Source organism: Pseudomonas sp. CM25 (genome assembly GCF_013179705.1).
Classification (GTDB): domain Bacteria; phylum Pseudomonadota; class Gammaproteobacteria; order Pseudomonadales; family Pseudomonadaceae; genus Aquipseudomonas.
Map to the genome: position 1 here is coordinate 1 of NZ_JABMCW010000548.1, position 2,385 is coordinate 2,385.

A 2,385-nucleotide genomic window follows, 5' to 3' on the forward strand; every position below is an offset into this window, starting at 1 on the left:
CTACAAGCGCCCCTATCCGATTTCTGCCGAAGAAGAGCGGCGTCGGCAAAAGGAGCGCGAAGAGCATCTGCAGCGGCAGATCAACGACCTATGGCGCACCATCCCGAAAAGCGCCGAGAAGGGTAACGAACGCGATGATGCGCGCTTCCCCAGCGAACCGCAGGAAAACATCCTGTATTTCATCGAGAAGAACGCCCCTCTGCTAGAGCCCTGGCAGCGTGAAGTAGTGCGCATCGTGCGCAAGATCGCCCAGTACTTCTACCCGCAGCGCCAGACCCAGGTAATGAACGAAGGCTGGGCGACGTTCTGGCACTACACCCTGATGAACGACCTGTACGACGAGGGGCTGATCACCGAAGGGTTCATGATGGAGTTCTTGCAGTCGCATACCAGCGTGGTGTTCCAGCCTGGTTTCGACAGCCCGTATTACAACGGCATCAACCCGTACGCGCTGGGCTTTGCGATGTACACCGACATACGTCGCATCTGCGAAAACCCAACCGAAGAAGATCGCCACTGGTTCCCCGACATTGCCGGCAGTGATTGGCTTTCTACCATCAAGTTTGCCATGAGCAGCTTCAAGGACGAGAGCTTCATACTGCAGTACCTGTCGCCCAAGGTGATGCGCGATCTCAAGCTGTTCAGCATCCTCGATGATGACCAGCGTGACGATCTGCTGGTACCCGCTATCCACGACGAAAGCGGCTATCGGTTCATTCGCGAGCAACTCGCGGCGCAATACAATCTGGGCAACCGTGAGCCGAACGTACAGATCTGGAGCGTTGACCGCCGCGGCGACCGCTCCCTGACCCTGCGCCACCAGCAGCATAACCGCAAACCGCTAGGCGAATCGACCGAGGAAGTGCTCAAGCATCTGCACCGCCTGTGGGGCTTCGACATCCACCTGGAAACCGTGCAAGGCGACCAGGTGATGAAGACCCATCATATGCCACCGCGCGGCGAGCACGGCGAAAGCGCCGACTACGGCCGCATGGACCTGGCAGTCATCCACCACCTCTAGCGCTACGCCATGGCTGCCGACGGGTTATCCTGTCGGCAGTTATGGAGAGCTGCACATGCACATCTACAAAGTCGGCGGCGCCGTGCGCGACCGCCTGCTCGGCCGCCCTGTCAGCGATATCGACTGGCTGGTGGTCGGCGCCACCGTCGAAGAAATGCACGCCAAGGGCTATCGGCCGGTCGGTGCCGACTTCCCGGTGTTTCTGCATCCGAAAACCGGCGAGGAATACGCCCTGGCGCGCACCGAGCGCAAGAGCGGGCGTGGCTATGGCGGGTTCACCTTCCACGCCAGCCCTGATGTCACGTTGGAAGAAGACCTGACTCGGCGCGACCTGACCATCAATGCAATAGCTGAGGATGAAGCGGGTACGCTGTACGACCCGTACCATGGTCAAACCGACCTGGAAAACCGTATTTTACGCCACGTTTCTCCGGCATTCGCCGAAGATCCGCTGCGCGTGCTGCGTGTCGCACGCTTTGCTGCCCGCTATGCGCCGCTGGGGTTCCGGGTTGCCGAGGAAACCTTGGAGCTAATGCGCCAGATCAGTGCCTCCGGTGAGTTGCAGGCGCTGACTGCCGAACGTAGCTGGAAGGAAATCGAACGCGCGCTGATGGAGGCGCAGCCCCAAGTGTTTTTCCAGGTGCTGGGGGCCTGCAATGCCCTGCAAGAGCTGCTGCCTGAGCTTCAGGCTGCCCCGCAGGCCCTGGCGGCGCTGGAGCAGGCTGCAGCGCATGGGCAGCCCTTGCACGTGCGCTGGGCCTGCCTGCTGCGGCTGTTGCCGCCTGCCTCGATCAAAGCCGTCAACCAGCGCCTGAAGGCGCCGCGGGAGTGCCAGGAGCTGGCATTGCTGACGGGGGAATGCTTGGCGCTGGCTGATAAGGCGCTAGAGCTGCCTGCCAGCGCGCTGCTGGAATTGCTGCAGAAATTCGATGTGTATCGGCGACCGCAGCGCTTCGAGGATTTCCTGATCGCTTGCGAGATGATCGCACTGGGCGAAGGCAAAGCGGGTTACCCACAAGCTGGGTATCTGCGAGGGGCGGCGGCGGCGGCACGGGCGGTGGATGTGAAGCCGCTGGTGCAGGCGGGGCTGACCGGCCAGGCACTGGGCGAGGCGCTCAAAAGCGAGCGACTGCACGCTCTCGAGGCTTACAAACTCAACTGAGTAGCGCTTCTTCCCGTGGGAGCAACTGTCTTGCGCAAAATTTATGAAGCGTGCGCTATCCCTGTGGGAGCGGCGGTGCGGCGATCCGATTTACCCGCGAAGAGGCCGGACCTGCCGGCCAATATCCTTGGGCACTCACTGTTGCCGCCGCCACCGCATTCGCGGGTAAATCGGATCGCCGCACCGCCGCTCCCACAGGGAT

The 2,385-nt window shown here is 61.6% G+C and carries 2 protein-coding genes; both read left to right on the forward strand.

Annotation, left to right across the window (positions count from 1 at the left end; translation table 11 throughout):
* On the forward strand, positions 1-1,021 hold a 1,021-nt coding region (locus HP546_RS29240; RefSeq protein ID WP_172233052.1), incomplete at its 5' end, for a SpoVR family protein.
* A gap of 55 nt (positions 1,022-1,076) precedes the next feature.
* Positions 1,077-2,183 carry a multifunctional CCA addition/repair protein gene (locus HP546_RS29245; RefSeq protein WP_172233055.1) on the forward strand — a complete coding sequence of 369 codons (1,107 nt, stop codon included), beginning with the start codon at positions 1,077-1,079 and terminating at the stop codon, positions 2,181-2,183.
* Positions 2,184-2,385: the final 202 nt, after the last annotated feature.